We start from the raw sequence: 24,038 nt of genomic DNA, 5'->3' as shown, positions 1-24,038 counted from the left end.
CATGATCGCCGGCTGGTACGCCTGCCGCAAACGCATCCACGAAATCGCCGAAGCCCGCGAAGGCTTCACCGGCATGTCCCCCGTCATCGCCAACCGCCCCGGTCCGGGCGGCGCGGACCGGATCTAGCCAGCGGGCTCTTCCCGCAACAACGCGAACGACATAGCGCGAACGGACACTTGAGACCCCAACTCCGGGGGCCTCAAGTGTCCGTTCGCGCTTAAGCGGTTTCGGTTATTGACCGCCGTTGGGGGCGGGAGTAACTTACGACTAGCCGCGCCTAAACCTTGGGCCGCTGGCCCCACCCCGTCGACACGGGGCCCGCCACGTATCTGAATCACGCCACGGCAGACCGCGACGCTGCCACCCTGCCAAGGGGCATCCGCTTTCGCCGCTGCGGACTCCAGCGCCGGCTGCATAACCAGCCGCCAGCGCAGTCGTACCGCAGCCGCGCCCAACTCCCGGGTTTACGACCCCGGATGAATCGGAGTACCCCATGGACAACAACTCCTTCCAGGCCCTGCAGCAAAAAGTACGGGGCCGCGTCATCACGAGCGACCAGCAAGACTATGACGACGCCCGGGCCGTCTTCAACGGAATGATCGACAAACGCCCTGCGGCCATCCTGCGCGTGTCGCAGGTCGCGGACGTCATTGCCGCAGTGAATTTCGCCCGCGACACAGGCATCGACTTGGCGCTTCGTGGCGGCGGACACAGCGCGCCCGGATTCGGGACCTGCGATGGCGGTCTCGTCGTCGACTTCGCAGGCTGCCGGGGAGTGCGGGTGGACCCGTCCGCTGCCACGGCGCGGGCTGAGGCCGGGGCCACGTGGGCCGACTTTAACCACGCCACGGGCGCCTTCGGGCTGGCCACCACGGGCGGCATCATCGGATCCACAGGCGTTGCGGGGCTCACCCTCGGTGGAGGCATCGGCTACCTCGCCCGGAAGTACGGGCTGTCGTGCGACAACCTGGAATCCGCGGACGTGGTGACTGCCGACGGGAACTTTGTGATCGCCAGCGCCACGGAAAATGAGGACCTCTTCTGGGCGCTTCGCGGCGGGACCGGCAACTTCGGCGTCGTGACTTCCCTTGAGTTCAAGGTGCACCCCGTGGATGTCCTCTATGGCGGCGTGATCATTTACCTTCTCGAACATGCCCGCGCGGTGGCCGGGCTCTACAGGGAGTACATTGCCACGGCACCTGAGGAGATGGGCGTATTCCTGGGCTTCCACCAGGGTCCGCCGGTCCCGTTCCTGCCTGAGGAGTATCACGGCAAGCCCGTGGTGGTGCTGGTGGGCGGCTGGGCGGGCCCCCACAATGAGGGTGAGCGTCAATGGCAGCCGTTCCTTGATGTTGCTCCCGTGGCCGGTTCATTCCTGGGCCCCCTTCCCTACACAGTCCTCAACACGCTCTTCGACCCCATGTACCCGAAGGGCCTGCAGGCCTACTGGAAGTCAGCGTTCCTGCCAGGCCTGACCGATGAAGTGGTCCATGTAGCCGAGAAGTTCGGCGAGGGCATTCCCAGCGTCCAGACCGCCAACCACTTCTACCCGATCAACGGCGCCGTCCAGCGGGTCGGACGGGACGAGACCGCGTTCCCGTACCGCGACGTCAACTTTGCCGTGGACATCGCCTGCCATTGGGAGGATCCGGCCCGCAACGAAGCCAACATCAAGTGGGTGCGCGACTACTATGCCGAGCTCCAGCCGCTCGGATCCGGTGCGGGCTACGTCAACTTCCTCGACGCCGACGACCAGCCGAACATCAAGGACACCTACGCGGGGAACTATGCCCGCCTCGCCGAGGTCAAGGCCAAGTACGATCCCGGCAACCTGTTCCACATCAACCAGAACATCAAGCCGGCCGGCCGATCCTGACTGCGCGACGAGCATTTCTGCACCACTTTCCCGCGCCGGCGGAACCTTCCTCCGCACCAAGCGGCGCGCGCACCCGGGCGCCCTCTGAAAGTGGTGCGAAAATGCCGGGCTCCTTAGTTCGGCAGGCCCCTTCTGCCACTAAATCGGCCTACGATGGAGGCATCCGGGGCGAGGCGCGCGATGAGCGGCGCCTCTCCGGTGGCGAAGGGGCCGGACCATGGACGTCGTTGTCATCGAAACCCCGCAGCTCGGGGACCGCAGCTACCTGGTCCACGACGGCCGCGTGGCGCTGGTGGTCGATGCCCAGCGGGACACGGACCGGATCGAGGCGGCCGCCCGGAAGGCCGGGGTGCAGATCACCCACGTCGCGGAAACCCACGTCCACAACGACTATCTCACCGGCGGTCTGGTCCTCGCCCGCGCGCACGGCGCCAAGTACCTGATAAACGCCGCGGACGAGGTGGCCTATGAGCGCGAGCCGGTTGAGGACGGCCAAACCCTGCACATCGGCACACTCACCCTCCGCACGGTGGCCACTCCCGGCCACACGCACACGCACCTGTCCTATATCGTCACGGACGGACGGGCCCGGGCGGTGTTTTCCGGCGGCAGCCTGCTCTTCGGCTCCGTGGGGCGCACCGATCTGCTCGGACCCGGAGCCACGGCCGGGCTGACCAGGGACCAGTACGCCTCCGTCCACCGGCTCGCCGACGAAGCGGGACCCGATGCTGCGCTCTACCCCACCCACGGGTTCGGCTCGTTCTGCTCGATCGGGCCCGCCACGCGCGCGGAGGCGTCGACCATCGCGGAGCAGCGCGAGGCCAACCACGCGCTGGCGGACCCGGATCCGGAACACTTCGCGGCCGAGCTCATGGCCAACCTCTCCGCCTACCCCTCGTATTACGCCCACATGGCCCCCATCAACATGACCGGCCCCGAGCCCGCGGACCTGAGCCTGCCGGAATCCCTCGGCGCCGCTGAACTGACGGAGCGGCTGGCGGGCGGCGAGTGGGTGGTGGATCTTCGCCACCGCGTGCTGTTCGCCAGCAATCACCTGCAGGGCACTGTCAGCTTCGAATACGGCTCGGGGCGGAGCTTCAGTTCCTACCTCGGCTGGGTGCTGCCCTGGGGTGAGAAGCTGACGCTGGTCGGCGGCCGCGAGGATCTTCAAAACGCCATCCGGGACCTTTCCCGCATCGGCATTGACCGCCCTGATGCCGCGGTGGGAACGGAGCCCGGCGAACTCGCGCCGCGCGCTCCCGTCGCCTCCTACCCCCGGGCCGGCTGGGCCGCCGTCGTTCATGAAAAGCCCGACGGCGACACCATCCTTGACGTTCGACGGAAAGACGAGTTCGCGTCCTCCCACGTTGCCGGCGCCATCAACGTGCCGCTGCACGAACTGCTGGACTGTTTGGGCGGGCTGCCCCAGGGGTGCCTCTGGGTGCACTGCGCCACCGGCTACCGCGCCGGCGTGGCGGCGAGCCTGCTGCAGCGGGCGGGGCGGGACGTGGTGCAGATCGATGCCCGGTTCAGGGACGCCGCGGCTGCCGGGGTGGCCCTGCAGATGCAGCCGATGCAGCGCCGGTGACCGTCCGATCCGTTGCGGGGTCGTCCGGTCGAAAATTGCGGGGTCGGAAATTGCAAAGTCGAGGTTGCAAGGGAGAGCAGCGATGAATGCGGAAGGCAAAGTGGTTGTGGGTGTGGACGGCTCGGACTCCTCGGTGGAGGCCCTCCGTCTGGCGGCGCGGCTGGCGCCGGGCCTGGGTGCCCGCGTCCATGCCGTGGCGTGCTGGCATTTCCCGGAAATGTACGCCGGGTACATCCCCCCGGACTTCGAGGCGTTCGAGACCTCCGCTGCCAACATCCTCGCCCAGTCCATCGAGAAGGCGTACGGGCCGGACGTCCCGGAGACCCTCACCAGCGAACTGGTGCGGGGCCCGGCCCCGGCCAAGCTGGTGGAGGCGGCCGCCGGAGCGGCGATGCTGGTGGTGGGACGCAGGGGCCACGGCGGATTCATGGGCCTGCACCTCGGTTCGGTGAGCACCGCGTGCGTGGCGCATGCCGAATGCCCGGTCCTGGTGGTGCACACCAATGATGACCACCACCGCAACCACCATTTCCGCAGGAGCGCCGCCTCCAAGGACGCGGGCAGGGACACCTCCGTGGACACGGCCAAGCGCTGACCGTCCCGCGTAACGCAACGCACGTGCAACCCCGTGCCGGTGCGCCATCGCCTATGCTCGCCTGAGCAGCCCTAAAGCAATATCAGGCAGCTCAGAACTGGCTCAACGTCGAACCACGGGAGAGAACCTCATGACCAACTGGCGGATCCGGGACTTCCACTCCGCGGACCTTGACGGCATCCTGCACCTCTGGGAATCGCTGAAGGCCACCAACGTCGAGCCGGTCTATGCGCTCTCCGAGGTGTTAGCCTCCTGCGAGAAGGACCACGCCGTGGTGGCGGTGCTCGGCGACCAGGTGGTGGGCGCCGCCGTCGGACGTGCAGCCCACGATCAGGGCTGGGTGGTCTTCCTGGCCACCCTGCCCGAATTCCGCGGCCGGGGCATCGGCACCTCGCTGCTGGCCGCCGTCGAAAACCGGATGGCACCGCACGGGCTGAACAAGCTTTCCGCCCTGATGCCAGAGCTGGAGACCCGGGTGGAGGCCTTCCTCAGCCGCGGCTTCGTGCTCAAGAAGAACCTGCGCTACTTCGAGCGCACCATCCCCGTGCAGCGCCAGGAACTCGAACCCCTGGGCCTGCTCGGCGGCCGCATCCTGGCCCGGGACCTGTGGGAAAACGTGGCAGGCATGCGCCGCGAGAAGGAACTCCTGGAACGCCGCCTGGTCCTGCCGCTGGCCGAGGCAGACCTCGCCGACGAATTCGGCGTGGTGCCGCCGCGCGCTGTTGTGCTGTTCGGGCCGCCCGGCACCGGCAAAACCACCTTCGCCAAGGCCATCGCCTCCCGGCTGGAATGGCCCTTCGTGGAGGTCTTCCCCTCCCGCCTCGCCTCGGACCCCAAGGGCCTGGCCGGCGCGTTGCGGGAAACATTCCTGGAGATCTCCGAACTGGAGCACGCCGTTGTGTTCATCGACGAGGTCGAGGAGATCGCGTCCCAGCGTGCGGGCGACCCGCCTTCGCCGCTGCAGGGCGTCACCAACGAACTGCTCAAGATCATCCCGGCCTTCCGCGAACAGCCGGGCCGCCTCCTGGTCTGCGCCACCAACTTCATCCGGGCCCTCGATACCGCGTTCCTGAGGCACGGCCGGTTCGACTACGTGATCCCCATCGGCCTGCCCGACCGGCAGGCCCGCGAAGCCATGTGGCAACGCTTCATTCCCGCCGCCGTCGTGGACAACGTGGACGTGGAGCAGCTCGTGGACCGCACCGAGGGCTTCTCCCCCGCGGACATCGAGTTCGCCGCCCGCAGCGCCTCCCAGCGGGCGCTCGAAAAAGCCGTGTACGACGACGGCGGGCTGGCGTCCGGGGGCGGCGTGTCGGTCCGCGAGGCGGTCCGGAGGGGCCCCGCCACCCAGGACTACCTCGACGCCATCGCAGACACCCGCACCACCGTCAGCGACGAGGTGCACCAGGAGTTCCTCGAAGACATCGACGCCCTCGGCCGGGTCTAAGGAGGACGCGCCCGCCATTTAGACGGTTCCGTGCCGGCTAGACGCCGAGGAACGTCTAATCCGCAGGGAACCGTCGAAACGGGCGCGGAGGAGGAGAGATGTGATCCTGTTTCTGACGATCCTCAGCGGCGTGGCCTGGACCGTGGTGTACGCCGAGGCGATCAGGCTGGGCTTCCGGCAGCGCACCTATGCCATCCCTGCGGCGGCCCTGGCGCTCAACTTCGCCTGGGAGGCCATCTACGCCTCGCGCTCCGTGGCCACGGGGATATCGGCGCAGGGTGTCTTCAATATCGTGTGGGGCCTCGCCGACATCCTCATCGTCTACACCTTCCTGCGGTTCGGGCGGGCCGAGCTGCCGTCCTGGGTCACGCGGCCGCTCTTCCTGGCCTGGGCCGCGCTGCTGGGCGTCACGTCGTTCGCGGTGCAGCTGCTGTTCGTGGCCGAGTTCGGCTGGGACGACGCCACCAAGTACGCCGCGTTCCTGCAGAACCTGCTAATGTCCGGTTTGTTCATCGCGATGTTCGTCTCGCGCGGAAGGGCACGGGGCCAGTCACTCGTCATCGCCGTGGCCAAGTGGATCGGCACCCTTGCCCCCACCATCGTCTACGGCGGCTACGGAAACTCGCCCCTGATCCTTGGTCTCGGCGCGCTGTGCAGCGTCTTCGACCTGACCTACGTGGCCCTGCTCTGGCGGGTGCGACGACGCGCTACTGTTTGAACCATGCCCTTGAATCCCCTCCGGCACGCCGTGGCCCGCATGGGCGGCAGGGATCCGCACCAGCCGCACCGGACAGCCACCCCTCTGGAACTCTTCTTCGACCTCACCTTCGTGATCGCCTTCGGCGTGGCCGGCAGCCAGTTCGCGCATGAGATCGCGGAGGCGCACTTCGGCGCAGGGCTGCTCGGCTTTTCCTTCGCAATGTTCGCCGTGATCTGGGCCTGGATCAACTTCACCTGGTTCGCCAGCGCCTATGACACCGACGACTGGGTGTTCCGCGTGGTCACCATGGTCCAGCTGGTGGGCGTCCTGATCCTGACGATGGGAATCGAGCCTATGTTCCACTCCCTCGCGGAGGGGAGCCACGTGGACAATACCGTCATCGTCGGTGGCTACATCATCATGCGGCTGGCACTGGTCTCACAGTGGCTCCGGGCCGCCCGGCAGGATCCGGCCCGGCGGCAGGCGTGCCTGCGGTACGCGGGATACCTGGCCGTGGTCCAGCTGGGGTGGATCGCGGTGCTGCTCATCCCGGCGGACGTGCCCACCACGTTCCTGATGATTGCACCGCTGTATGTCCTGGAACTGGCCACCCCCTATGTGGCCGAGCGGAATGCCACTACGCCCTGGCATGCCCACCACATCGCCGAACGCTACGGGCTGCTGGCCATCATTGCCCTCGGCGAATGCCTGATCGGCTCCGTCGAGACACTCCGGGCCATCGTGTCCAACCACGGCTGGTCGGTGGATGCCGCCGTGGTGGGTTTCGGCGGCACTGCGCTGGCCTTCGGCATGTGGTGGATCTATTTCATCCTGCCCGCCGGCAGGGCCCTGCACCTGCAGCGGCACCGCTCCTATTTCTTCGGCTACGGCCACATCCCCGTCTTCGCCGCAATCGCCGCCACGGGCGCGGGACTGCACGTCGCCGCCTACTTCATCGACCACGCCGCGCACATCAGCGCCGCCGTGGCGGTTGCCAGCATCGCTGTTCCCGTGGCGGTCTTCAAGGTCTCGCTTACGGCACTCTTCAGCGTCATGACGTGCGTCGACCGCACGCTCGTCGCCGTCACCACCGGGGTGGTGGTTGTGCTCGCGGGGGCGGTAGCCGCGGCAGCGGCTGGCGTCTCAGTTCCTGTCTGCCTTCTCATCATCGTTGCCTCGCTGGGGGCCTCGATCGTCATCGATGAGCGTCGAAACGCGGACCTGCTCCACGCCGCGCTGGAGAAGCTGGAGCAGCGGTCAAACACCGCCGTGACATAGTCCGCTACGCCCCGGGCCACACCCACGGCCCGCTGGGCAGGCCGGCGGGCGAAAAGACCGCAAGGGCGGCTTCCAGGGAAGCCGTGGGAAGGCCCAGCGACTCCAGAATGGTCCGTTGCACCGCTTCCGCGGGAAGTCCGACGGCGGCCAAGTCACGGAGGGTGACCGCACCGTCCCGCTTGGCCAGCCGGGCGCCGTGGGCGTTCACCACCAGCGGGACATGTGCATATTCCGGAACTGGCATATTCAGCAGCGAGGCCAGGTATGCCTGGCGGGGCGTGGACGGCAGGAGATCGTCTCCCCGGACCACCTGGTCTATGCCCTGCTCGGCATCATCCACGACGACGGCCAAATTGTAGGCGGTCACGCCGTCGTTGCGGCGCAGGACAAAGTCATCCACCACTCCGGTGAACGTCCCGTGCAGCACGTCCTCGACCGTCCACTCGGCCACGGAGGAACGCAGCCGGATCGCCGCCGGCCGCGTGGACCGCTTGAACTCAAGCTCCGCCGTCGACAGCCCCCTGCATGTTCCGGGGTAAGCGCCCTGCGGCGCGTGGGGAGCGGAGGGCGCCTCCTGGATCTCCCGGCGGGTGCAGAAGCATTCGTATGTCAGCCCGGCTGCGGCCAGCTGGCCGATGGCCGCCGTGTACAGGGGCTCGCGGTCCGTTTGGCGCACCACCGCACCGTCCCAGGTCACGCCGACGGCGGCCAGGTCGCGCAGCTGCGCTGCCTCGGCCCCGGCGCGCGCCCGGTCGAGGTCCTCGACCCGCAGCAGGAACCGCCGCCCGGTGGAACGGGCAAACAGCCAGGCCAGGATCGCGGTCCGGAGATTCCCCACGTGCAACTCACCGGACGGGCTGGGGGCGAAGCGGCCGGCAGACGTCATGCCCTCCACCCTATGCCGAACACCACAAGAGCCCCTCAGCTACCGCGCACTCCGGGCGTTGGCCGGGAATCGGTGGCTCAGGGGCTCTTGCCGTGCCTGCCCCGGACGGAACTCCATCAGGGAAATCGAGGCACTTCCTGCAGAAAGACGAATGCGTGAACAAGTGTCAATCAGCGGCAACTTCCTTGCGGGAAGCGTGGTCCAGGTGGCCGGGTGGTGTGCCGGGTGCCTGTAGCCTGCTGGCTGGGGGGTAACCGTCGCCTGCGTTGCCACTATCTGAGCAGGAGACCTACAGTAGGCGCAACGGGCATGCCATCGACTGGTCAATCTGACCGCTCCGGTTGCCCGAAACCGGACAGGGAGTGATCAAATTGCAGCAGCTCGACGCCACGGACCGGCGGATCCTTGCCGCCCTCGACGAGGATCCCCGGCTGCCCATCATGGTCCTGGCCCAGCGGCTGGGCCTGGCACGCGGAACTGTACAGTCGCGCCTGGAGCGGATGACGGCGTCGGGCGCCCTCCGGCCCAACAGCAGCCGCGTGCTTCCGGCGGCCCTCGGCAGAGGTGTTGCCGCGGCGGTCAGCGCCGAACTGGACCAAAGCCATCTCAACGAGGCCATCGCGGCCCTGCGCGAGATCCCGGAGGTGCTCGAGTGCCATGCACCGGCGGGCGACACCGATCTGCTGATCCGCGTCGTGGCCACGAGCCCCGATGATCTGTACCGGGTTTCCGAGGAGATCCGGCTGTGCCCGGGAATCGTGCGGACGTCCACCAGCATGTTCCTGCGCGAGGTGATCCCCTACCGGACCACGGGCCTCCTAGAGCACTGAATTAGGGCCTTCGGGGCGGCCCTCCGATATTGCGCAAATCATTGGGGAAAACTGCGGATATCCCGGCGGCTCTCCTGCGGTGGCGCCTGTAGCCTTATTCCGCATCCGCCGCAGCGCTGGGCAACGCAGCGGGTGCCGTGTTCACTCAGGGTCTCCGCCGGGGGGTCGGTCTCAATAAGGAACTCAATGCGCTCTCTTTCCCGTTCAATCGCGTCTGTCACCGGTTTGCTGGTTTTCGCCGCGGGCCTCATCTCTCTTCCCGCCACTGCCGTGGCAGCCTCGGATCCCGCCGGCACCGGCACCTCACTGCCGGTCGAGTCCGGTTCGGAAAGGGTGCCCCACGGATACGAATCCGCACCGGGCGTGCCGGCGGACGGGCCGCCCGCCGGACTGGCCCTGCAGACCGAGGCGGGCGGAACGGCCACAGCTGCGCTGAGCGTCAAGGTCGTCGTCGCCACACTGTTGGACAACAAGGGCGTGGTTCCGATGGCCCAGGCCGAGTCGGCCGTGACGGCTGCCAGCAACTACTGGAAGGCGATGTCCGGCGGCCGGATCTCCATGACCGTCACCGAACGCGCCACGCTGGCGTCCAAGACGGCGAGGTCGACGGACTCCTACTACGACATGATCAACAAGATCACCACCGAGCTGAAGTGGACCTACGGCGCCAACAAGGGGCTGGTGATCTTCGTCCCCAGCGCAACGCTCTCCGGCGGCGCCCTCGGCGCCGGCTTCAGCAGCACAGGCAACAGCGGACGGGTGCTGATGCCGCAGATCAGCGGCTTCACCAACAGCGTGATCGCCCACGAGTTCGGCCACGTCCTGGGATCCATGCACGCCGACGCCCTGCAGTGCAGCAGCGGCATTTCGGACGTGGGCACCACGAGCACCGGGCAGTTCACCGACTCCTCCTGCTACATCCGCGAGTACGGCGACAGCACCGACATCATGGGCCTGTCCAGCTACAACATGCCGGTGGTCAGCTCGCCGTTCTGGGACGCACGGGGCCTGGGCGCAGCGACCGACATCCGCGACCTCGGCGTGGCATCCGGCGTGAAGAGCTACACGCTGAAGCCCTGGGGTGACACCAGCCTGGCCTACCGCGCGGTGAAGTTCACTGATCCGGTCAGCAAGGAGGTCTACTACCTGGAGCTCCGCCAGCCTGCCGGCTACGACGCCTACCTGGCCAGCGGACCGGCGGGCAACCGGGGCGTGAAGGTGGTCCAGCGTGGCGGCGCCACGCCGTCGTCCTCGCTGATACTGATGCCGTCCACCATTCCCTTCAGCGGGTCCTACGCCACCAACCACACCTGGCAGACCGGCAGCACCTTTACAACGCATGCGGGCACCCGGGTCACCGTCAACGCCGTCACGGCAACGTCAGCGACAGTGACCATCGACGCCGACCTCGCCCGGCACACCAAGATCCAGTTCTCCGCGGGCGACTTCAACGGTGACGGGAAGGCGGACATGATCTCCCGCGAAGCAGACGGTTCGCTCCTGCTGCTCCCGGGCCTGGGCGGCAACAAGCTCGGGACTGCCGCGAAGATCGGAACGGGCTGGAACATCTTCAACATGGTCCTCGGCAACGGGGACTTCGACGGCGACGGCAAGACGGACCTCATTGGCCGGACGTCCAACGGTGCGCTGTGGCTGTACCCGGGCAGCGGCACCGGCGGCTTCCAGGCCCGCAAGCAGATCGGCGTGGGCTGGGACGGGTTCAAGCGCCTCATCGCGCCCGGCGACTTCAACGGCGACAAGCGGGCCGACCTGCTGGCCATGCGCGCCGACGGCACGCTGTGGCTCTACCCAGGCAGCGGAACCGGCGGATTCCTGGCGGCCAAGCAGGTCGGCTCGGGCTGGCAGGGCTTCACCGCCGTCACCGCGGCGGGCGGCCTCGCCACGGGCCCCGGCCTGCTCGCCCGCTCCAGCACCGGGACCGTCTACCTGTACCCGGGCAGCGGAACAGGCGGATTCCTGCCGCGCACCACCCTGGCCACCGGCTGGGCCAGCACGGAGCTGATCGCCGGCCAGGACTTCACCTCGGACGGGCTCACGGACATCCTGTCCGCCAGCACCAGCGGCGCCATCACCGCGTACGCAGGCAACGGCGTCGGCGGTTTCGCCACCAAGTTGAAGATCGGCACGGGCTGGGCCGGGTTCAGCCAGGTCTGGGAAGGCGGCGACTACGATGGCGACGGCAAGCCCGACATCCTGGCCCGCACGGCCCAGGGCGTCCTGCGGCTCTACTCCGGCAACGGTTCGGGCGGGTTCCGCCCGTCCCGGCAGCTGGGCACCGGATGGCAGGTCTTCGACCAGGTGGTCTCCGCCGGCAACTTCAACGGTGCAGGCGGCCCTGACCTCCTGGCCCGGAAACCCGACGGCTCGCTCTGGCTCTACCCCACCAACGGAACGGGACTCTTCCAGGCACCGAAGAAGATCGGCACCGGATGGCAGGCCTTCGCGCGGATCATCGCCCCCGGCGACTTCTCCGGCGACGGAAAGATGGACATCATCGCGCAGGAGCCGGACGGCAAGCTGTGGCTCTACCCCGGCAACGGGACCGGCGCCTTCCTTGCCCGGAAGCAGATCGGTTCCGGCTGGGCGGGGTTCACCCAGGTGGTTGCCGGCAACGACTTCAACGGTGACGGAAAGGCCGACCTGATGGCCCGAGCGTCGGACGGCACGCTGTGGCTCTACCCCGGCAGCGGCGCCTCCGGCTTCCTCGTCCGCACGCAGATCAGCACCGGCTGGAACGCCTACACCACCTTCGCCAGCGTGGGGCGCTTCGCCGGAACGGGCAACCCGAACGTCGTTTCCGTGTCCGCTGATGGAGCACTCTGGCTCCACACCGGCACCGGGAAGGGCACCTTGCAGAACGTCGTGCTGAACCCCCGCTGAGCACGGGAGGCAGTCCAGCGCGAGCGAACACTTGAGGCCCTCGATCCACCCGGATCGGGGGCCTCAAGTGTACGTTCGGGCTGTTGGTTCAAGGCGTACGACGGCGGGCGGCCGGCCGGTCAGACGGACGGACTGGTCAGACGGGCGGGCCGGCGTTGGACTTCAGGTTCTTCATCACCAGGGTTGAGGTCAGCCGTTCCACGCCCGGAAGAACGGTCAGCTCGCTGTCGTAGAAGCGCTGGTACGAGGGCAGGTCCTCCGCGATCACCTTGAGCAGGTAGTCCGGGGAACCGAACAGCCGCTGCGCCTCCACGATGTTCGGGTTCTCCGCGACCCGGTTCTCGAAGATCTCCATCGTCGGGCGGTCCACCTGCCGCAGGGTCACGAAGACGATCGCCTCAAAACCGAGCCCGACGGCGGACGGGTCAATGTCCGCCTTATAGCCGCGGATCACGCCGGACTGCTCAAGGTCGCGGAGCCGGCGGTGGCACGGCGCCACGGTCAGGCCCACCTTGGCGGCCAGCGCCGTGGCAGTCATTCTGCCGTCTTCCTTGAGGTGGCGCAAAATATTTCTGTCGATATGATCGATCACGCAAAAATCTTACTCCTCCAGCAGCGATCCGCGCGAAATTGGAGAGCACATCTGGCGCCATTTTGCCTAGGCTTTTCTTACCGCCAGACACCCAGGAGTCCGCCATGAATCCCCAGCTTTTCCTCGCCTTCATCGTGGTTGCGGCCGCCCTCGCCTGCACCCCGGGGGTGGACTGGGCCTACTCCATCACAGCAGGCCTCGGCCGCCGCAGCTTCGTCCCCGCCGTCGCCGGGCTGTGCAGCGGCTACGTCCTGCACACCGTCCTCATGGTGGCCGGGCTCGCTGCGGTCCTGGCGAGCATGCCGGGCCTGCTGGGCTGGATCACGGTGACCGGCGCCGTCTACCTGCTGTGGCTCGGAACCGTCACCATCCGGTCATGGCGCGGTGCCAGCTTCACGGCAGCCGCCGCCGTCGGAGATCCGGGGCAGAACCAGCTCCGGTCCTTCCTCCAGGGCATGGGAACCAGCGGCATCAACCCCAAGGGGCTGCTGTTCTTCCTGGCCCTCGTGCCGCAGTTCGTCAGCGCCGACGCGCCGCTGCCCGTGCCGGTGCAATCGGGCCTGCTGGGCCTGACCTTCGTGCTGCTCGCGGCCCTCGTATACACCTGCGTGGCCCTGCTCTCGCGGCAGCTGCTGCAGTCCCGGCCGAACGCGGCCCGCAGGGTCACGCTGACCAGCGGAATCATCATGGTGCTCCTGGGCGCCGCACTGCTCTCGGAGCAGCTGCTTCCGGCCCTCGGCAGATTCGTATAGGAGACTGCTTATCCAACGCAGGTGGGCCAGCCTCAGACTTGTTGCTCCATGAACCACTCAGTGAAGCTGGACGCGCGCCCGCCGGAATCGAGCCGGACCACCCACAGGTTCTCGTAGCTCGGACGGTCATCGAGGTACGTGGTGCGGCCCTGCACGAACGCGAGGTCGCCGTCGGACCCCAGCAGGGACCACTCGAACCTCCAGTCCCCGGGCTGGTCCGCCGAGCCGATCCAGCGCTCCACGATTTGTGCGCGGCCGCGCCACGGGTCGGGGTCGTAGGGCCGCGTGGCGTACACGGCCTCCTCGGTGAAGAGCCCCCCGATGTCCTCGGGGTCGTTGCTGGTCCACGCCGCGATGTACCTGTCCATCCACTGCCTGATTGTGTCAGTCATGGGTCCGTTGTATCGCGGCCCCGAAGGAGCCACAAGAGCCTCAGTCGCCGCCGAACTGCTTCCATTTCTGTTCCCATGCGCGGCGCGCCTCGATGTCCTTGCGGATGACCTCGAACGTTTCGAGCTCCGCCTGCTTGCCGCGCTGCCAGTCCCGGGGATTGAGGGACTTCCGTCCGTTGTCCAGCAGGATCAGGGCGCGGTCGGTCAGGGCGTCGTTGCGCAGGGACATGCTGGTCTTCTGCCGCCGCAGGACTTCCTTGAGCGCCTGCTGGGCCTGGCTGTGGGCGCCGAGACGGCGGAGCGAACGGGCCCGGACCAGGAGCAGCGCCGCGGAAAGGTCGTCGGCGTTCAGCAGGCCTTCCGTCCAGACCACCACCTCCTGGTCCCGGCCCAGAGCGGCGGCAAGTGCGCATCTCGCCAGTGCGGTGGGCAACGACGGCGGCAGCCTGACCAGCGTCTCAAAAGCCGCCTGGGTCTGCCCCGTTTCCCGGAGGGAATGGGAGAGAGCAAGGAAAACCGACTCCTCGCTGAACAGAACCGGCACCACGATGCGTTCGGCCACCTCCACCCGGGTGACCACACGAGTCAGGTAACTGGCGGCGAACTGGTTCGCCTCGTCGTCGTTCCTGATGGAAAGCCCGCGCTGCAGGAGCTCAGCGGCCCGCAGGTAACCGCCCTGCTTGTAGGCGAGGAGACCGGCCATCACGCAGCACAGCCCGGCCCAGCCTGGATGGGCGCGGCCGGCCGCGATGAGCGCGTTGGGATCGCTGTTGGAGAAGATGGCGTCGTACACGGTCCTGGCAGCCTTGCCGGGCAGCAGCTTGAGCCGCGGGACGCTGCCGTCCACGCTGATCCGGGAGTCGCCGCCGCCGAGCATGCCGTGGATGAGCCCGCCCATGCCCTCTGCTATTTCGCGCACCGGGGTGCGGACCATGCCGCCGCCGAAGGGCGTGAGGTCGCGCGCGTCGCGGTAGATCGGTCCCGAAAACTCCCCCGCGCTCATTCCTCCATGCTAATGGCGGCCCGGAATTAAGCCGAAGCTGCGCCCACCCACACGCCCACCACCCAGGTGCTGGCGGCGAGGCACGCCAGGCCGAACTCCACGAGCATTCCCAGGCCGGTGGCCTTCAGGGCGGCCCAACTGGACGTCAGCGCTGCGCGGAAGTTGCGCGTGCGCTGGACTTCGCTGAGCACGAGCCCGACGGCAAAGCCCACGAACAGGCCCACCACGGGAATGACGAACATGCCGGCAATGCCCAGCACCACCCCGAGAGCGACGCTCCGGTTGGGAATCCGGTGCTCCTTCAGTTTGCGGCCGGCAAGGACGGCGCTGGCAGCCATGCCTGCCAGCACAAAGACCATGCCGACGGCAAAAACCACCCAGCCGGTCACGCCTTCACCGCCCCAGATGGCCCACGCCAGCAGGCTCAGCCCGATCAGGATGCAGCCGGGCAGGACAGGAATGATGGTGCCGGCAACGCCAACCAGAATGGCCAGGCCGCAGAGGACGGTCACGAGGGTTTGGGCGTTCATGCCCCCAGTCTAGGTCCGGCGTTTGCCGGGAACGACGACGGCGGCGCCTCCCCGGCACGGGAGGCACCGCCGTCGGACTTCAGTTAGCCCTAGTTGGCTTCCGCTTCGACGGCCGCGGCAACGGCGGCCGTAACGGCCGGCGCAACGCGCGGGTCCAGCGGGCTCGGCACGATGTAGGACGCGGACAGCTTGTCGTCGGCCAGTTCGGCAATGGCACGGGCCGCGGCCACCTTCATGGCCGGGGTGATGCGGCGCGCACCTGCGTCCAGGGCGCCGCGGAAGATGCCGGGGAACGCCAGGACATTGTTGATCTGGTTGGGGAAGTCGCTCCGGCCGGTGGCCACCACTGCCGCGTACTTGGACGCGACCTCGGGCAGGACTTCGGGGTCCGGGTTGGACAGCGCGAACACGATGGAGCTGTGGTTCATCAGCTTCAGGTGCTCCTCATCCAGCTTGGAGGAGGACACGCCTACGAAGACGTCCGCGCCCAGCAGGGCTTCGCCGGGGCCGCCGGAAATGCCGCGCGGGTTGCTGCGCTGCGCCATCTGGGCCTTCTTGCTGGCGGGGTCGGCGGCGATGTCGGCCCGCTCGGAGCTGATCACGCCGCGCGAGTCCAGCAGCACCACGTCGTCGATGCCCGCGGTGAGGAGGATCTCCGCGATGGCGATGCCTGCGGCCCCGGCGCCGGAGATTACAACGCGGAGTTCCTCGAGCCCGCGGCCGGTGACCTTGGCGGCGCCGGTCAGCGCGGCGAGGACCACGACGGCGGTGCCGTGCTGGTCATCGTGCATGACGGGGCAGTCCAGGGCTTCGATGAGCTTTTCTTCCAGCTCGAAGCAGCGCGGGGCGGCGATGTCCTCGAGGTTGACGGCACCGAAGCTGGGGCGCAGCCGGACGAGGGTCTCCACAATCTCGTCCACGTCGGTGGTGTTGAGGACCAGCGGGATGGAGTCCAGCTCGCCGAAGGCCTTGAAGAGGGCGGACTTGCCCTCCATGACGGGCAGCGAGGCGCTGGCGCCGATGTTTCCGAGGCCGAGGACGGCGGTGCCGTCGCTGACGACGGCCACGAGGCGCTGGGCCCAGGTGTGGCTCTTGGCGAGCTCCGGATCGGCGTGGATGGCGCGGCTGACCTGGGCAACGCCCGGCGTGTAGGCGATGGAGAGGTCGCGCTTGTTGCTGAGGGGAACGGTGCTGGCAATGGACAGCTTGCCGCCCTCGTGGGCAGCGAAAATTTCCTGGTCCGTCAGCTCGGTGGCTGCGCTGGTGTCGTTCGGAGCGATGGTTTCAGTGGACACGTCGTTGTCTCCTGTGGGTAGCCGTGGGCGCACGGCACAGTATGGCTCGAGCATCGGGGCTCAAGATGGTCAGGTACGCGCTTGCTGGCGGCCCAAGGGTGGTGGGTTCCGCCGGAAAGCCTGGGGAAGTGCGGGGTACTGGCCACTCCGGTACAGCCATGTTAGACAGGACAAAGGCCCACTCAATGCCATTCGGGGCCTTCTGGAACGAATTCGGTGGCTTTAAACCTGATTTGTGGCTTATTTCACCGTTTCCAACGGCTTATGTGACTAACCGGTCTAGACCGGTTACGCGGTATTCCGGGCCAGCCTGGGTGCCGGCATCAGAAGGGTGCAGGCCTTCTTGAGATCTTCCTCCGCCTCAAACAGCGAAAGCCTGCGGCAGCGCACCGACTGGACTAGACCGCTGACCGTCAGCAACACCACCCGGGCCACGGCCGCATCCCCGCAGACGGACGTGACAGCGCGTTCTGCCAGGGAGTCGATCTCCCGCAGCAGGCCGGTGGTGTCCCGGTCTTTGACGTAGACGCCCTGGCTGAGGCACTGTTCCACGGCTGGCTGCATGACGCGCATGTGGAAGATTTCCATCGCCACGCCGGAGAGCACGTGGATGCGGACGGCGCCCGGGCCGGTTCCCGTCTTCAGCTCGCCGAGCTGGTGCCGGTAGAGGGCAAGCATCAGGTGGGTGGCGGAGGGAAAGTAGCGGTACAGGGTGCCAAGGGGGACGTTGGCCTGGGCGGCAACCTCGGAGAGGGTGACGGACTTGAGGCCCTTGCGCGCGAAGCCGGCAGCGACCTCCAGGATCCGGTTATAGCGGCGCTGCTGCCGGGGAAGGGTAGGCGGGGCGGCCATGGGCGGAAGATCAGGCATTAAGTCAAGCATCATCAGTCCGGAGGTTGAGATTCCTGGTGCAGTCAGGAAGAGCCCCATTCCCGGTCCTGCCGCGATTCGCACTCAACTATACGGCACCCATCCCGAGTGCTTCCTGGGAGCCGGAGGCGCCCCCGGGGGGCGCCTCAGAACTGCGCCGTCCCTGGGAGCGCGGCGTGCCGTACACCGCGTCGGGCATGGAAAGCCGACAATGCCGGCGGCGGAGAGTAGTCTCTTCTCACTGGTCTTGTCCGGCCGCTTCGGGCCGGCCTTTTTGCCGGCCTTGGTTCTGGTCTTTTTGGGGGAAAGTTTTGGGGTCTTTTTCTACCGTCGTGCCGTCCGTCCGCGCGCGTGCTTGCGGCCTCGGGCCGGGTCCGGGCGCCGGTCCGGGTGCAAGGTTCCGCCGTGGCCTGGGGTTCCTTGTGGCGTTTGCTCTGGTGACTCTAATGCTGGTGCCGGCGTCGCTTGCCGCCGCTGCTGATGAACCCGCCCTGCTGTCCTTCGAGCGGACGTCACCGGCCAGCGTGGTACCCGGCGATGTGGTCAGTTTTGAGTTCACCACGTCCGTCCCCATCAGCGGAATGTATTTGAATCTCGGCGACCGTCTGGGATCGCTGTATGCGCGGTGGGCCGCCCCTGCCAACCAGCCCACTACGACCGGCACCATCTCCACGACGGTTGAGGCTTCAGGGTGGTTAGACGGGACGGTAAAGCTACAGAGTGTCCAACTGTTTAACGGGCTTGGGCTGTCCCAGATCTACTATCGTGGCGGCACGACGAATGCCACGGCTTTTCCGGCGCAACTAGGGGACTTTAGGGCGCGCGACTTCACTCTGAACAACCCGGGGCTTGCGTTTGAGGAACCAGGAATTTCACACGTGTCCATGGCTACCCCCGCTCTGGTACCCGGGCAAACTGCTGAAGCTCGCTTCTCGCTTACGCAACCTGCCTCGTCTGTTTCGCTCGTGTACACGGACGCTTCGGGAATAACGCAGCAGACTCTCAAGTGGCAGGGAAAGCCTTCCTCAGCCTTCAGCGGGACAGCGACGGCCGCGATCACTGCTGCCAGCCTTTCCGGCAAGTACACGCTGAGTGAAATTTCCATCCGGTACTTCGATGGCCGCGCTCTTGTTCTCTACTACCGCGCCAGTCCCGCCTACCGCTCGCCCAGCCATGTACCGCAGTCGCCCATGCCGCAGGCCTCGATGGCTGGCGCTGACTTTACCGTCAGCAACCCCGCACTGGTTCCCGGGCGACTCCCGGTGCACGCAATCCCTGCAATCGAAGGCGACCTCAACGCGCAAACTTCTACGCTCTCGGCCGGGGCGGGGTCGTGGGCGAACGTTCCCAGTGACTACCGCTATCAGTGGCTAAAGAACGGGTCGCCGATTCCGGGTGCGACGGATCGAACCTATTGGTTCGGCGCCTTTTATGACGGAGGATCGCGCATCTCCGTCCGCGTCACAGCCCTCGCTGCAGGCTATCTACCGACAACGGTGACTTCGGCAGCAGTGGGGCCCATGCCGCGGCGGACGATCCCTCCGGAGATAAGCATTGAGGGCGATTCTTCCGTCGGCGGGCGGGTCGAGGTCAGGACCCACAACCCAGGCAGCGTTTCGCCTCCAGGAGGAACCGTTTCACACACCTACGTCTGGAAGCGGAACGGAAGTCCGATTCCTGGGGCAACCCGGCGCGACTACGTGCTAGCCTCCGCCGACAAGGGCCACACCATCTCAGTCGACGAAACTATCCGCTACGACACTCACACGCGGACCACCGTCACAGCAAAGCTGCGTTTCGTCATCGCCAACAAGCCCAAGACGCGGGGGTTCAACGCGGATGGCACCAGTGACTTCTTCGCCCGGGACGCTGCCGGCAACCTGTACCTGTACCCCACCACCGGGAAGGGAAACTGGCTGCCCCGCCAAAAGATCGGCGTAGGCTGGAACGGGTTCGACAAACTGATGGCGACCGGCGACTTCAACGGTGACTTCAAAAATGACGTCATGGCCCGCGACCGGTCCGGCCGGCTGTTCCTCTACCCCGGCAACGGAAAGGGCGGCTGGCTGGCGAAGTCCCAAGTCGGCACCGGCTGGGGCGGCTTCAAAGACATCATCGCGCCCGGCGACTTCACCGGGGACGGCAACAACGACATCATCGCCCGCGACGCGTCCAACCGGATCTGGCTTTACCCGGGCAACGGCCGCGGCGGCTGGCTGGCCAAATCCGTCATCGATACAGGCTGGGGCGAGATCAATCCCATCGCGGCCTCTGCCAAGTTCTCAGGGTTCAACGAGGTTGACGTCATTGGCCGTGACTCGTTCGGCTACCTCCGTCTCTTCCCGGGCAATGGCAAGGGGCAATTCGCCCTCGACGCACCGAGCACCTACTTCCAGATCGGGCAGGGCTGGGACGGTGTGCGCCGGTTCGATGCTGCCGGGGACTTCAACGGCGACGGCGACGAGGACATCTGGGGCATCAACGCCGCCGGCGCCCTCACCATGTATTACGGAAACGGCCGGTACGTTTCCGTACATGGCCTGGACAGCAGCTCCGAATTCAAGGGCAAGGCCGTCGTCGGCACCGGCTGGGGCGGATTCACGGCCGTGTTCTGAGCTGCCAGCCGGGGGCGGAGCCCTGCCGGTTATTCCTAGTCGACGCCCTTGATCTTCACCACGAACACCGCGCCCAGCAGTCCGATGACGGCGGCGGCCACGTAGAGGGACACGTAGCCGCCCCAGAGGGTGACGAACGGCCAGGCGAGCGCCGGGGCGATGACCTGCGGCAGGGAGTTGGCGATGTTGATGACGCCAAGGTCCTTGCCCCTGTCGGCTGCGTTCGGGAGCACCTGGGTGATCAGCGCGAAGTCAACGGCGAGGTAGGCGCCGAACCCGATTCCGAGAACGCTCGCGCCCACGATGCCGCCCACCCAGGTGGGGGCGAAGGCCAGGATCAGCGATGCCAGGGCGATGATCACGGATGAGGCGATCACCAGCGGCTTCCGCTTGCCCATCCGGTCACTGAGTCTGCCGCCAATGACGCTGGTGATGATCACGAACACGGCGTAGAGCCCCGTCAGCACCAGCACGCCGAAGGCCGGTTCGAGACCCGTGGTCTCCTTCAGGTGCACGGCGTCTGCCAGGAAGAAGAGCAGGTACAGAGTGACCATGTGGTTGCCGATGTTGACCAGCAGCCGGGTGATCCAGGCCCAGGCGAAGTCAGGGTGCCGCAGCGGCTTGATGAACCCTAGGAGGAAGCCGGCCCAGTTCATGCCCAGCGCGGCCCCTGCGGGGAGCGGGTCGTCGTCGCTCTTGAGCAGGTACATCACCACGCCGGCCACGAGGGCCGCCGCGCAGATGATGTAGCCGAGCGCGAAGTTTCCGCTGACGACGGCGGCAATCACCGCACCGACGAGGATTCCGGCCGTCTGCCCCATCGCCGCCAGCCCGCCGACGGTCGCGCGCTGCGGGACCGGGACGCGGTCAGGGACGGCGGCGGTGATCGCCGCGTAGGCGCCGTTGCAGCCGGCCTGAACCAGGCACCAGAGCAGCGTCATCACCGCGACGTTCGGCGCTCCAGCAAGCCCCACCAGCGCGGCAGCACCGAGGACGGCACCCGCCAGCACCCACGGCACGCGCCGGCCGAACCGGGACACCGTCCGGTCGCTGAAGGCGCCAAAGAGCGGATTGGCCACCAGCGACACCGCGGCCCCGGCGCCGGTAACGAGCGCGAGGATGGCTTCCTTCTGCCCGGGGTCAAAATGTTCCGCCTGCTGTCCGAGGAGCACCTGGATTGGGCCGAAAAACGCCGCGTTGATGCCGAGGTTGACCAGGACCACGCCCGTGATCCAGAGTGACCGGACGCGCTGCGTCGGTTCGGCGAGCGCGGCGGACTGCCGGGTGCCCACCAGGCCGGGATCGGGTACGCCACCGGGCATGTCGGACAGGCTCATATCGGTCTCTCCCTGGAACATCGTGATGATGGAATCAGATTATCGTGGGAGGCATCAGCCGGACCTGATTCGAGAGCCTGGGAGTACCAATGACCGCTTCGCCTGCCAACGCCGCCGTCAATACCGCCGACCTCTACGATGAGCGCGGCGACGAGCTGGACTCCGTCTCCCTGCAGTTCCAGTCGCTGGGCGGCCACACGCATTTCAGCGGGCCCGTCCGGACCATTCGCTGCCTGGAGGACAACGCCCTGGTCAAGTCCGTCCTCGCCACACCCGGGAATGGCGCGGTACTGGTCGTGGACGGCGCCGGTTCCCTCCGGACCGCCCTGATGGGGGACCTGATCGCGGCGAGCGCCGTCGCTAACGGCTGGGCCGGCGTCGTTATCAACGGTGCCATCCGGGACCGCGAGGCCATCGCGGAACTGCCGCTCGGCGTCAAGGCCCTCGGCAGCAACCCGCGCAAGAGCGCCAAAGCCGGGGCGGGAGAGACTGACGTGGACCTGCTGATTGACGGCGTGACCATCCGCACCGGCGCCATGATCTGGTGCGATCCGGACGGAATCCTCATCGAGCGCTGAGGACATACGAGAGGTGCGCGGAAAATTTCCGTTGCTCCGGGGAACAAAGCACCAAGTAACATAGTTACTGAAAGCAACTATCAAATGCGATCCCCTTTCTCTTGACCCTGGAGCAGCCATGTCCAAAACCACCGCAGGACCCGCGCCCGGAGAGGCCCTGACGCAGCGGCAGACCATCACCGTCATGGTGGGTCTGATGCTCGGCATGTTCCTGTCCTCGCTGGACCAGACCATCGTGTCCACGTCCATCTACACCATCGCCAACGACCTCGACGGGCTGTCCCTCCAGGCCTGGGCCACCACCGCGTACCTCATCACGTCCACGGTCACCACGCCGCTGTACGGCAAGCTCAGCGACATCTTCGGCCGCCGTCCGCTCTACCTCGCCGCGATCATCATCTTCCTGGCCGGCTCGCTGTACGCGGGTTCGGTGCACTCGATGACCGAACTGGCCATCGCCCGCGGCATCCAGGGCATGGGCGCCGGCGGCCTGCTGGCACTGGCCCTGACCATCATCGGCGACATCGTCCCGCTCAAGGACCGGGCCAAGTTCCAGGGCTATTTCATGTCCGTGTTCGGCATCTCCTCGGTCCTCGGCCCGGTGGTGGGCGGCGCCTTCGCCGGCTCCGAGAGCATCCTCGGCTTTGACGGCTGGCGCTGGGTCTTCTTCATCAACCTGCCCATCGGCCTGGCCGCGCTGGCCGTGGTGTTCCTCTACCTCCACCTGCCCGCCAAGCACGTCAAGCAGCGCATCGACTACTGGGGCGCCGCAGCCATCACCCTGGCCATCGTGCCGCTGCTGCTCGTCGCCGAACAGGGCCGCAGCTGGGGCTGGACCTCGGCCAACTCCTTCATCTGCTACGGCCTGGGCATCCTCGGCATCATCGCGTTCCTGCTGGCCGAGCGCCGCGCCGGCGACTACGCGCTCATCCCGCTGCGCCTCTTCCGGAACGTCACCTTCGGGCTGTCCTCGCTGCTGAACTTCATCATCGGCATCGGCATGTTCGGCGCCATCGCCATGCTCCCCATGTACCTGCAGCTGGTCAAGGGCCTCACCCCCACCGAAGCCGGCCTGATGATGATCACCTTCACCATCGGCATCCTGACCGGCTCCATCACCGCGGGACGCACCATCTCGTCGTCGGGCACCTTCCGGATCTTCCCCATCCTCGGCACCGCCATCCTGACCACCGCCGCTATCGTCATGGGGCTGTCCCTCGGCGCTGACACCGACCTCTGGGTCCCCGGCCTGATCGCGGTGTTCTTCGGCCTGGGCCTGGGTTTCTGCATGCAACCGCTCACCCTCGCAATGCAGGTCTCCGTGCCCTCGAAGGACATGGGCGTGGGCACCTCCACCGCCGCGTTCTTCCGCTCCATGGGCGGCGCGGTAGGCACGGCCGTGTTCATCTCCATGCTGTTCAGCCTGGCCGCGGACAAGATCGCCAACGGCATGAAGGACGCCATGCAGAGCCCGGACTACGTCAAGGTCCTCCAGGACCCCGCCGTCGCCGCCGACCCCGCGAACGCCAAGCTGTACGACTTCTTCAAGAACGGCGCCAGCAACGACTCCCTCAACGACACCAGCTGGCTGCATTCCGCCAACCCGGTGCTGACCCGGCCCATCACCGAGGGCTTTGCCCACTCGATCGATACCGTCATGCTCACCGCCGCCGTCCTGACCGGCATTGCCTTCCTCATCAGCTTCGCGCTGCCGAAGAAGAAGCTTACCGATCCCAAGGCAGCCATGAAGGAGCCCGCCGCAGCCCACTAGGCGCCGCTTACCCGCCGCTGCGTCACGGCAGGCACCCTCTCGGGGTGCCTGCCGTTTCGTTTTCCGCGGAAACCCGCCGTAAGCGGCACCAACCGGAGGACGACGGCGGGACCGCCCGCCGCCGTCGTCCTCCGTCCCGAAGTGGATCAGTGGGCGGTGACGTGGCACACTGTTAGGCGCGTGTGCGCCGGCCGACAGAGC

The 24,038-nt window shown here is 67.0% G+C and carries 20 protein-coding genes; 12 read left to right on the top strand and 8 right to left on the bottom strand.

Going from position 1 to position 24,038, the window contains the following annotated elements; genetic code table 11:
* Positions 1 to 494 precede the first annotated feature (494 nt).
* The 6 genes from ACFTSA_RS20615 to ACFTSA_RS20590 all read left to right on the top strand — a co-directional run bounded on the left by ACFTSA_RS20615 (position 495) and on the right by ACFTSA_RS20590 (position 7,485).
* Positions 495 to 1,877 carry an FAD-binding oxidoreductase gene (locus ACFTSA_RS20615; RefSeq protein WP_377953679.1) on the top strand — a complete coding sequence of 461 codons (1,383 nt, stop codon included), beginning with the start codon at positions 495 to 497 and terminating at the stop codon, positions 1,875 to 1,877.
* 217 nt (positions 1,878 to 2,094) lie between these two features.
* Positions 2,095 to 3,465: a rhodanese-like domain-containing protein gene (locus ACFTSA_RS20610; protein WP_377953678.1), complete on the top strand. Its 1,371-nt coding sequence runs from the start codon at positions 2,095 to 2,097 to the stop codon at positions 3,463 to 3,465.
* 82 nt (positions 3,466 to 3,547) lie between these two features.
* The gene (locus tag ACFTSA_RS20605) at positions 3,548 to 4,060 is read left to right on the top strand and encodes a universal stress protein (protein WP_377953676.1); all 513 of its coding nucleotides are present in this window, start codon (positions 3,548 to 3,550) and stop codon (positions 4,058 to 4,060) included.
* A gap of 130 nt (positions 4,061 to 4,190) precedes the next feature.
* Positions 4,191 to 5,507 carry an ATP-binding protein gene (locus ACFTSA_RS20600; RefSeq protein WP_377953675.1) on the top strand — a complete coding sequence of 439 codons (1,317 nt, stop codon included), beginning with the start codon at positions 4,191 to 4,193 and terminating at the stop codon, positions 5,505 to 5,507.
* A 100-nt stretch (positions 5,508 to 5,607) separates the two neighbouring features.
* On the top strand, positions 5,608 to 6,225 hold the full coding sequence (locus ACFTSA_RS20595; RefSeq protein ID WP_377953673.1) for a hypothetical protein: 618 nt from the start codon (positions 5,608 to 5,610) through the stop codon (positions 6,223 to 6,225).
* A gap of 3 nt (positions 6,226 to 6,228) precedes the next feature.
* Positions 6,229 to 7,485 (top strand): low temperature requirement protein A, encoded by a 1,257-nt coding sequence (locus ACFTSA_RS20590; protein ID WP_377953672.1) that lies wholly within the window; start codon positions 6,229 to 6,231, stop codon positions 7,483 to 7,485.
* A 4-nt stretch (positions 7,486 to 7,489) separates the two neighbouring features.
* Here the strand turns inward: ACFTSA_RS20590 and gluQRS are convergent, their stop codons facing one another.
* Entirely contained in the window at positions 7,490 to 8,371 is an 882-nt protein-coding gene (gluQRS, locus tag ACFTSA_RS20585) for a tRNA glutamyl-Q(34) synthetase GluQRS (protein ID WP_377953670.1), read from the bottom strand.
* A gap of 371 nt (positions 8,372 to 8,742) precedes the next feature.
* Here gluQRS and ACFTSA_RS20580 point away from each other — a divergent pair, with 371 nt between their 5' ends.
* Both ACFTSA_RS20580 and ACFTSA_RS20575 read left to right on the top strand, forming a co-directional pair.
* A complete protein-coding gene (locus ACFTSA_RS20580) occupies positions 8,743 to 9,201 on the top strand; it encodes an Lrp/AsnC family transcriptional regulator (protein ID WP_307105708.1) in 459 nt (152 codons plus the stop codon).
* Positions 9,202 to 9,387: 186 nt separating this feature from the next.
* On the top strand, positions 9,388 to 12,102 hold the full coding sequence (locus ACFTSA_RS20575; RefSeq protein WP_377953669.1) for an FG-GAP-like repeat-containing protein: 2,715 nt from the start codon (positions 9,388 to 9,390) through the stop codon (positions 12,100 to 12,102).
* 136 nt (positions 12,103 to 12,238) lie between these two features.
* On the opposite strand, the gene ACFTSA_RS20570 is transcribed toward ACFTSA_RS20575, so the two are convergent.
* On the bottom strand, positions 12,239 to 12,694 hold the full coding sequence (locus ACFTSA_RS20570; RefSeq protein ID WP_377953667.1) for an Lrp/AsnC family transcriptional regulator: 456 nt from the start codon (positions 12,692 to 12,694) through the stop codon (positions 12,239 to 12,241).
* A 104-nt stretch (positions 12,695 to 12,798) separates the two neighbouring features.
* Here ACFTSA_RS20570 and ACFTSA_RS20565 point away from each other — a divergent pair, with 104 nt between their 5' ends.
* Complete coding sequence (locus ACFTSA_RS20565) at positions 12,799 to 13,446, top strand: LysE family translocator (protein WP_377953665.1); 648 nt, start codon at positions 12,799 to 12,801, stop codon at positions 13,444 to 13,446.
* A gap of 32 nt (positions 13,447 to 13,478) precedes the next feature.
* On the opposite strand, the gene ACFTSA_RS20560 is transcribed toward ACFTSA_RS20565, so the two are convergent.
* From ACFTSA_RS20560 to ACFTSA_RS20540, 5 genes are all read right to left on the bottom strand, one after another.
* Positions 13,479 to 13,838, bottom strand: a complete 360-nt coding sequence (locus ACFTSA_RS20560; protein ID WP_377953663.1) for a nuclear transport factor 2 family protein — start codon at positions 13,836 to 13,838, stop codon at positions 13,479 to 13,481.
* Between the two features lie 40 nt (positions 13,839 to 13,878).
* Positions 13,879 to 14,841 (bottom strand): hypothetical protein, encoded by a 963-nt coding sequence (locus tag ACFTSA_RS20555; RefSeq protein ID WP_377953662.1) that lies wholly within the window; start codon positions 14,839 to 14,841, stop codon positions 13,879 to 13,881.
* Between the two features lie 26 nt (positions 14,842 to 14,867).
* A complete protein-coding gene (locus ACFTSA_RS20550) occupies positions 14,868 to 15,371 on the bottom strand; it encodes a DUF456 domain-containing protein (RefSeq protein WP_377953661.1) in 504 nt (167 codons plus the stop codon).
* A gap of 89 nt (positions 15,372 to 15,460) precedes the next feature.
* Complete coding sequence (locus tag ACFTSA_RS20545; protein WP_377953659.1) at positions 15,461 to 16,666, bottom strand: NADP-dependent malic enzyme; 1,206 nt, start codon at positions 16,664 to 16,666, stop codon at positions 15,461 to 15,463.
* 288 nt (positions 16,667 to 16,954) lie between these two features.
* A complete protein-coding gene (locus ACFTSA_RS20540; RefSeq protein ID WP_377953658.1) occupies positions 16,955 to 17,518 on the bottom strand; it encodes a TetR/AcrR family transcriptional regulator in 564 nt (187 codons plus the stop codon).
* 902 nt (positions 17,519 to 18,420) lie between these two features.
* On the opposite strand from ACFTSA_RS20540, the gene ACFTSA_RS20535 reads away from it, so the two are divergent.
* On the top strand, positions 18,421 to 20,151 hold the full coding sequence (locus ACFTSA_RS20535) for an FG-GAP-like repeat-containing protein (RefSeq protein ID WP_377953657.1): 1,731 nt from the start codon (positions 18,421 to 18,423) through the stop codon (positions 20,149 to 20,151).
* 35 nt (positions 20,152 to 20,186) lie between these two features.
* Here ACFTSA_RS20535 and ACFTSA_RS20530 read toward each other — a convergent pair whose 3' ends face one another.
* A complete protein-coding gene (locus tag ACFTSA_RS20530; protein WP_377953656.1) occupies positions 20,187 to 21,488 on the bottom strand; it encodes an MFS transporter in 1,302 nt (433 codons plus the stop codon).
* 89 nt (positions 21,489 to 21,577) lie between these two features.
* Here ACFTSA_RS20530 and rraA point away from each other — a divergent pair, with 89 nt between their 5' ends.
* Together rraA and ACFTSA_RS20520 are read left to right on the top strand one after the other, a co-directional pair.
* Positions 21,578 to 22,066: a ribonuclease E activity regulator RraA gene (gene rraA, locus ACFTSA_RS20525; protein ID WP_377953654.1), complete on the top strand. Its 489-nt coding sequence runs from the start codon at positions 21,578 to 21,580 to the stop codon at positions 22,064 to 22,066.
* Between the two features lie 118 nt (positions 22,067 to 22,184).
* Positions 22,185 to 23,837, top strand: a complete 1,653-nt coding sequence (locus ACFTSA_RS20520; RefSeq protein ID WP_377953652.1) for an MDR family MFS transporter — start codon at positions 22,185 to 22,187, stop codon at positions 23,835 to 23,837.
* Positions 23,838 to 24,038 lie beyond the last annotated feature (201 nt).

Origin of the sequence: Arthrobacter sp. NPDC057013 (genome assembly GCF_042674585.1) — a bacterium.
Classification (GTDB): domain Bacteria; phylum Actinomycetota; class Actinomycetes; order Actinomycetales; family Micrococcaceae; genus Arthrobacter.
Note: the sequence above shows the minus strand (reverse complement) of the source record. Positions and strands in the feature narration are given on the sequence as shown.